We start from the raw sequence: 7,338 nt of genomic DNA, 5'->3' as shown, positions 1-7,338 counted from the left end.
GACATGGCCTCAAGCGCCCCCCACAGTTCGCCGGGATTGTCGGGCAACCTAGCTGCCCACTCGGCATGACGGGCTTCGAAGGCCTTGGCCGCCGCACTTTCCGTCAGCTCCAGCGGCTGTATGCCGAGGGTCGAGGATCGCGTCAGGATTTCGAGACAGCTTTCCGCCGCATGAGCATGGAACGCGGCCAGACAGAGGGCATGGACCAGAGCCAGTAACGCCGTCTCCGGGCTGCGGCCCAACGCCTCGCGCAGGGCCAGCGTCCGGAACGCAGTCAGGTCCGAGACCAGCCGGTCGGACAGCGGCCGCAGGCCTTCGTCCTCCGCTTCGCTGTCCGCCGCCGGGGACGCGGCGTCCGGGATCCCGGAAACCTGCCCCGGCGCCGTCTCACCGGGTTCCGGCGCAGAATCGGCCTCCGCCGGATTGGTTTCCGGCGCGTCCGCGCGGGGTTCGTCCTCGGCCCGGACAAAACCGCGCTGCACATGGGCGGTGCCGTCCATGGCGATGGAGATGAACACGCCCGCGCGGGCCATCTCCACCGGATCGTAGACCAGCGGGCGGGTGTCGAGAACCTGAAGCCGGGCCTCAATGTCCTGAACGCGGCGTTCATCGGCATGGGTCAGATCCTCACCCTCACCGTACTGCCCAAGGATGCGGTCGATCTCGGCCAGCAGGCTGTGCCGTTCGTGCTCCTCGGCGTCGGTGCGGGGGGCCGGTTCACCCGTGAGCTGGCGCATGCCGTTGGTGTGGCCATAGGGGAAGTCCGGCGCGGCCTCGACCCACGCCCAGCCTTCGGCCTTGATCTCGCCCGCCAGCGTGGTCGACCGCTCACCGACGAGCCGCTCCAGAAGCGCCATGTCTTCGAACCAACCGCCGTCATCCGTGCTGAACAGGTCGCGCATGATGGTGCCACCGGCGGCCGCGTAGGCGTCCGCCCCCACGAACCGTGCCCGGCGGTCGTCGGCCGGGATCGCCGTTTCCGTCAGCAGGCGGCGGATCGTGAAGGAGGGGCGAACCTGCCCATAGCTGGACAGCGTCTCCCAGACCTGCTCCTGCCGCGCATGGTCGTCGGTGACCGTGAACGCCATGAGCTGTTCGAGATCCATCTCACCTTCAGCGTACTGGGCGAGCAGGCGCGGCGAGACGGCGGCCAGTTTCAGGCGCTGGCGCACCACGGCGGGGGTGACGAAGAACCGCGCCGCGATGTCCTCATCGCTGAGGCCCTTGTCCCGCAACGCCTCGAACGCGCGGAACTGGTCGAGCGGATGCAGCGCCTCTCGGTGGACATTCTCGGCCAGGGAGTCTTCCTCCGCAGCCCCCTCGGCATGGACGATGCAGGGGATTGGCGCGGTCCCGGGCAGGCGCTTGCGCCGGACCAGAAATTCCAGCGCCCGGAAGCGCCGCCCGCCCACCGGCACTTCGAACGTGTCGGTCTCGGTACCGTCTTCGGCCAGCACGGGCCGGACGGCCAGAGACTGCAACAGCCCGCGCCGGGCGATGTCCTCGGCCAGATCCTCAATGGACTGCCCGGCCTTGACCTTGCGGACATTGGCCTGCGAGAGGACCAGTTTGTTGAACGGGATTTCCCGGACGGGGCTCAGGGTGACCTTGCCGGGCTTCGATTTGCGTTTTGTGGTCGTTGTTGTGGTCGTCATGGTGACGTCTCCTTTCTGGTGCTGCGACGGACTGGAGAAGGACCCTCCCTCTCCGTTCAAACTCGTCACAAAACCGAAGACGTCCTCTTCCTCTGGACCGCGCCGCCGGGCGCGATGCCGGGGATATTGCTCACCTCCGCCCCCGCCATCGCCATGGCGCGGGCGATCTCGTCCAGCGGCGCGTAGGACAGCGCATGGCGCGGCGGCGGACAGGGCGGGCGCCCGACGGCGGGCATGGGGCCGCGCACCACCAGATCGAACAGCACATCGAAGGGCACCGCGCGGTCGTCGATCGCCGGCATCCGAGCTATGGTCATTCGTTGTACTTTCGCGGCCCCTAACACCTGAGTGTGGCAGAAGCTTTAGCTTTGGGCGTATCAATTTGCTCCTGGACGTTGTCGGGCTATTGTCCAGCTTAGCAACTCGCATGTGGCATCAAGAGACCCACTGGCAAACTATATACCTTATCCGCTGCGGCTAGCTCGTCAGAGCGCAGTTATATTTCTATAAATTTTACGGAGGTGCTCATCAGACATGTCGAGGATAGGCTCGTACATAAAGGAGTTTAGATGAATATTCTCCGGGGTCATGAGAACGACACGATCAATGGCCGAGATTGCAATGTCACCAGGAAACTCTCTTCGGAAGCGCTTCAGAAGCTCCGTCGTCTGATTTCCGGTTATCGTTCCAGGTAGTGTGGGGTCGTTAATACGCCCCAACATGTACTGTTCTGCGCGTAGGCGTGTTGCAATCGACAGAACAATCTTATTCTCAAAGTTGGCGGCATCGCCGTCCCCGAGACAGTCGTCTGCTTCCTGATAGACTAGGTCGAGAACGGCGCCCGCTGGGGGATCGGCAATTTCTGGTCGTGCGCCGAAAATTCTAAGATAGATGTCGAAGAGATCGCTATCTTGGATGCTCGCTGTACCATCCTTGATATGAAGCAGAGAAGTCAGCGTGGCGTAGTCCGGATCGCCTTCACCCTTCGTGAATTCTACCAAGTTTCGCATGAAAGGTATTGATGCAATTCGCTTTCGTGGTTCGCGACCAAAGTTATTTTTCCAGTCGTTGACAAAAATATTTTTTATCCCAACGGCGTTATTGATATCAATGCCGCTTTCTTTCCTTGTAACCATAAAGCACGATCTGTAGTTGACGAAGCGACTCTGAATTGTTCTGAAAAAATCGAAATTGTGTGTAAGTATGACCTGCCGGAAACGATCGTCCTCAGCGATATCTTTGAGATACTGTATAATCGCATACTTATTTTTATAATCAAACGAGTCCGCAACATCGTCAACTATTATCAATGTTTTCTGACCAACCTTTCGCCGCGCCTCAATCTCGAAAATAATATTAAGTATGTAAAACGCCCTACGCTCCCCGGTACTAAGAACTTCGAGCAGCGCATCCCTTTCGACATCCTTCTGATCACCCCCTTCTTTGAAAGTGAAGCCCAGCTTCGGGATTTTGTCCTCGTTAAGAACAACCGAAACGAGATTTGTTACCTTGAGCTCGAAAGGGACAAAGAACCTTTCATTAAAAATGTCGATGACATCTTGCCATGCCGTCCGCTCGTTGCGGGCAGCTTCTTCGATCTTCTTTCTTTTTTCAGCCGCGGCGCCGATCTCCTTCACTAGATGGTCGAAAGCGTCGCGATGCTTCACCAAGTAGCTCTTCCAGACTTTCTCTTTGAAATCTGCGATATTCGTCAACGCGGGAAGAATGTCTTCGTTCGCAGACACAAAAGAATTGAACTCTCTGACGTTAGCGTTTTTGTAAATAAGCTTTTCTATTGCTTCAAATTTTTTTCGAAGATCGGCGTCTAATGTAATGTTTTCTTTTTCAGCTTTGACGAGCTCTTCCAGTTGCTTCCTCGATGTTATTTCGATCTTCTCACCGGCATTCAGGCTCACACTGTGTGCCGCATCAAAGAAACCGTTGTCAGAAAGAGCTTTTGCGATCACACCCGCATTGTAATAGGTGAACGTCCCGCGCCTAAAATACTGAGACTGGTCAATTAGTTCGTTGAAACGTTTTATATATTCTTCGAGCGCCCCCCGCACCTGCTCCTGCTGAAGCATCTCAACGACCTTTGGATCGAAAACAAGGTCGTAGGGAATTTCGGCAAAGGGCGCCTCCTGCTGCTCGCTGACTTCCCCGGCGATACGACTAATCGCCAGGAGAAACTGTTCGGGGGTCTTTGTGAAGGTCGACGAGATTTCTGCGACGATGTCCTTCCTCGTCCCGGACTGGTCCTTCAGCGCAGAGAGAAGCGTTTTCTTCGCAGCCTCGATCCCCTCGTTCAGCGCCTCATACTCTTTTCGAAGAACTGCGTTGACGAGAAGTGTAGATGTTTTTTCGCTGCCACCAAAATGTTCGTCGTAGGGCCGAATAATGAGTATAGATTCTGGGTCAATTTCGTCCCCGTTATCATCCAATACAGATCTTTTAGTTGGGCGGTCCGGAAACATTCTATCGGATGATTTTTTATTATCAGAGATGTCCTGGAATGTCCTGGCAAGTGACGATTTCATTGCGCCGTTTGGCGCGTACAAAGCGACAGCATTGCATCTCGTGAAGTCAAAGGAGTGCTCTAACTTCCGAATTCCGTAGCAATACTCGAGGTCAAGCTTGAGCGCTCGCATAATGGCCTCCACATCGGTGTGTAGAAGTATTATAGAGCGAACACCGGCGATCAGCAAAGGATTCGTGCAGGACTACCGCAGCGTCCTATAGCAGTCCGTCCCGTCGATCGCCCAGAAAGCTGCCAGCCCCTCCCGGCATGATCAGGTTGTTCAGAAGCAGTATCGGCGATCAACGAGCCTGACAACAGTCCATTTGAGTAAGGACGGCCCTTTGGGTTTATCGGCAGGCGCCTTTTGGGCTACTCAGGCCGTTGTACCGTCATGGTCGGTGAGGACCATGTCGGGCGTCACGCTGACGAAGAGCGGCTGGATGTTGAGGGTGTTGCCATCGTCATCCGGCGTAATGGCGACGATGGCCGAGGCCGGTTCGCCCTTCGCGAAACAGGAGAACAGGGCGAGGTTATCATAGTCGCCGCTGGTCAGTGCTTCGAAGGCGTCGCGGTGGGCGGGGGTGATGTTGGTGCTCATGGTCCCCTCCCTTACGCTGCGATGTGGCCGGAAGCCGCAGCCTCGTCGGCATATCGGCTGATCGGCTTCTTGGCCTTGAAGTGCCGGTCGACCTCAATCGGGAGACCGAGATGCCCGCGCAGGCTGGCCAGTTCCGAGAGCGACACGGTGCCGAGTTCCGGGAAGCCGAGCCCCAGATCGCACAGGCCGAACGCGATATTGGGTTCCTCCGGGTCGATCTCGGTCAGCAGCCAAGTGCAATTGGCGTCCGGCGTGAACAGCTTCACGACGGGATGAAAGTCGATCTCGTCTTCGGTACCGCGCACTGGGTCCTGACGGCGACCGTTGGCCAGCAGGCGGTCATGGATGGATTTCGGCAGAAAAGTCATGGGTCGTCTCCGTTGTTGGTGTTGCGACGGACCGGAGAAGGACCCTCCCTCTCCTTTCGACTCCGTCACAAAACCGAAGACGTCCTCTTCCTCTACAGTCGCGCGGCGGGGCGCGCGTCGATCATTTCAGGCTATGCAAAAGGGGAAATGCTGGCCGATCTAAAAAGTGGCCGGTTCGGAGGCCCGGGGGGAATTCTGCCGGAAAGGCAACCGGATTATGCCGGATCAGGGCGACCATCGGGGTCTGACGCCAAACCATCCGGGGCGGCCTCCGCCGATGCCGAAGCGGACGCGCCTCGCAATGACCGGTCCCGGGCCTGAAGGCGGTCAGCCTCGGCCTCGATCCTGGCCCGGCGCTCGGGCGGCAATTCGGCCATCTTGTCGCGGAGGGATTTCGGCATGGTTTGGCCCCCGGCGGTCATGCGGACACGTAGGGCTTGACGTCGATGGTGTCGGCACGGCCGCGCATGGTGAACACGTCGTGCCACGCCTGCATGCGCAGCAGGGTGTCCATGGACACGCCGAAGGCCTTCTCGATGCGCAGGGCCATTTCAGGCGAAAGCGCGGCCTTCTCGTTGACGAGGTCGGAGAGCGTGGCCCGGCGCACGCCCAGCACCTCGGCCGCCCGGGAGACGGACAAGCCAAGTTCTTCCAGAATTTCTTCGCGGATGAACTCGCCAGGGTGCGACGGTTTCATGCCGATCTTTTCAATGAGTTCACTCATCAGTGATAATCCTCCAAATCCAGGTCGTGTATTTCATTGTCATGCAATACGAATGTCAGCCGCCCGTTGCCGGAGACCGAGATGCTCCAGGTCCCGGTCCCGGTCCCGGTCCCGGACGGTTCTCAGTTTCATACATGCAGTGTACGGCATGGCCGTACGGATTCCAAGAATAAACACGTAAACGGTGTTTTTCTCCCACGCGACACAGCGCCGCGCCCGGGATGGGACGCGGCGCCGCTGTGTCGAGCCGTGGAGGGAACATGCCCGCCTATTCGGCGACCTCGCTGATCTGGGGCATGGGATCCGCCTCGGCGTTCGGCTGAAGGCCGTGCAAGTAATCGGCGGCGCGCTGGGCATGGGCGGCGGCGGAGAAGATGGCCCGCTTGTCGGCCTTCAGGATTCCCAGCCAGTGGTCAATATAGGCTGCGTGATCCTCGCGGACATGCAGCGTCAGGTCGAGATCAGCGCACAGGAACGCCGCGCCCAGTTCGGCCACCAGTTCCTCGCGGGCATAGCCTTCGTCGCCAAAGGTCTTGCGCCCGAAGTCCCGGGCCAACCGGTCGGGGTGGCGAGTCGCGTGCGTTGCCTCGTGGCCAAGCGTCGCATAGAAGCTGTCCGCGTCGCGGAACGCCTCAATTGGCGGGATGCGGATGCGGTCGAGCGCCACGTTGTAGCTGGCCTCGGTGCCGCCGGAGACGATCTTGACGCCGATATTGGCGAAGAAGGCCTCGGCGTGGGCGATGCGCTGCGGCCCATCGGCGCGGGGCGCGGGCTTGGTATAGTAGTGCCCGGGCAAGTCCTCGATCTGCTCGACGTTGAACACGCTGTAGGCCTTCATGAAGGGGATGTGCTGTTCGACCGTCTCGCCGTCATCGGTCTCATCGGTGCGGGTGATCGTGTTGGCGTAAACGACGGGCGAGCCCTTCTCGCCCTTGCGGACGTGCGCGCCGAGTTCCTTGGCCTGCCGGAACGTCATCCACATGGGTGAGCCGAAGCCATGTTCCATGGCGGCCGACCAGAGCATGAGTATATTGATGCCGGCATAGGGGACACCGTTGTGGCGCAGGGGCCGGTTGACCCGACCGGCGGCGTGCTCGGCGCTCCAGGGTTTTTCCCACGGGCGGACGCCCTTTTCCAGTTCGGCGATGATGCTGTCGGTGACCCGGGTGTAGATGTCCTGCCGAGGGGTGGTTTCGCGTGTCATGGTCCGTCTCCTTTGTTTCGTGCGGTCGACGGGCTGGAGAAGGACCCTCCCTCTCCTCTTAAATCCGTCACGAAACCGAAGACGTCCTCTTCCTCTTGATCTTCCTCTGGCTGCCGCGACTGCCGGGACCGGACTGCCGGAACGCCGAATCCTCGTGAACGGAGATCGGCGTCAACCCCGGATCCGTCACCGTGTTTCGGGCAAACCTGGATTCCGTGAGCGATAACAGGGGGCTATCGCGGATTTTGAGCGGCTGATTTTTTACAGGGTG

At 59.3% G+C, this 7,338-nt stretch carries 8 protein-coding genes; all 8 read right to left on the bottom strand.

Annotated elements, in window-relative coordinates; genetic code table 11:
• The coding region (locus BLS85_RS18365; protein ID WP_092788187.1) for a ParB/RepB/Spo0J family partition protein at positions 1-1,655 on the bottom strand (1,655 nt) is incomplete at its 3' end.
• A 65-nt stretch (positions 1,656-1,720) separates the two neighbouring features.
• The gene (locus BLS85_RS18360) at positions 1,721-1,957 is read right to left on the bottom strand and encodes a hypothetical protein (protein WP_092788186.1); all 237 of its coding nucleotides are present in this window, start codon (positions 1,955-1,957) and stop codon (positions 1,721-1,723) included.
• 183 nt (positions 1,958-2,140) lie between these two features.
• Complete coding sequence (locus BLS85_RS18355) at positions 2,141-4,303, bottom strand: ATP-binding protein (protein WP_092788185.1); 2,163 nt, start codon at positions 4,301-4,303, stop codon at positions 2,141-2,143.
• 243 nt (positions 4,304-4,546) lie between these two features.
• Positions 4,547-4,771 (bottom strand): hypothetical protein, encoded by a 225-nt coding sequence (locus BLS85_RS18350; RefSeq protein ID WP_092788184.1) that lies wholly within the window; start codon positions 4,769-4,771, stop codon positions 4,547-4,549.
• A gap of 11 nt (positions 4,772-4,782) precedes the next feature.
• Positions 4,783-5,139 carry a DUF2958 domain-containing protein gene (locus BLS85_RS18345; RefSeq protein WP_092788183.1) on the bottom strand — a complete coding sequence of 119 codons (357 nt, stop codon included), beginning with the start codon at positions 5,137-5,139 and terminating at the stop codon, positions 4,783-4,785.
• Between the two features lie 418 nt (positions 5,140-5,557).
• On the bottom strand, positions 5,558-5,863 hold the full coding sequence (locus BLS85_RS18340) for a HigA family addiction module antitoxin (protein ID WP_092788182.1): 306 nt from the start codon (positions 5,861-5,863) through the stop codon (positions 5,558-5,560).
• Between the two features lie 268 nt (positions 5,864-6,131).
• A complete protein-coding gene (locus BLS85_RS18330) occupies positions 6,132-7,067 on the bottom strand; it encodes an ArdC family protein (protein ID WP_092788181.1) in 936 nt (311 codons plus the stop codon).
• Positions 7,068-7,134: 67 nt separating this feature from the next.
• The coding region (locus tag BLS85_RS19345; protein ID WP_218128513.1) for a hypothetical protein at positions 7,135-7,338 on the bottom strand (204 nt) is incomplete at its 5' end.

Origin of the sequence: Rhodospira trueperi, from assembly GCF_900101965.1 — a bacterium.
Taxonomy (GTDB): domain Bacteria; phylum Pseudomonadota; class Alphaproteobacteria; order Rhodospirillales; family Rhodospirillaceae; genus Rhodospira; species Rhodospira trueperi.
This window is presented reverse-complemented; position numbering and strand designations above follow the sequence as displayed.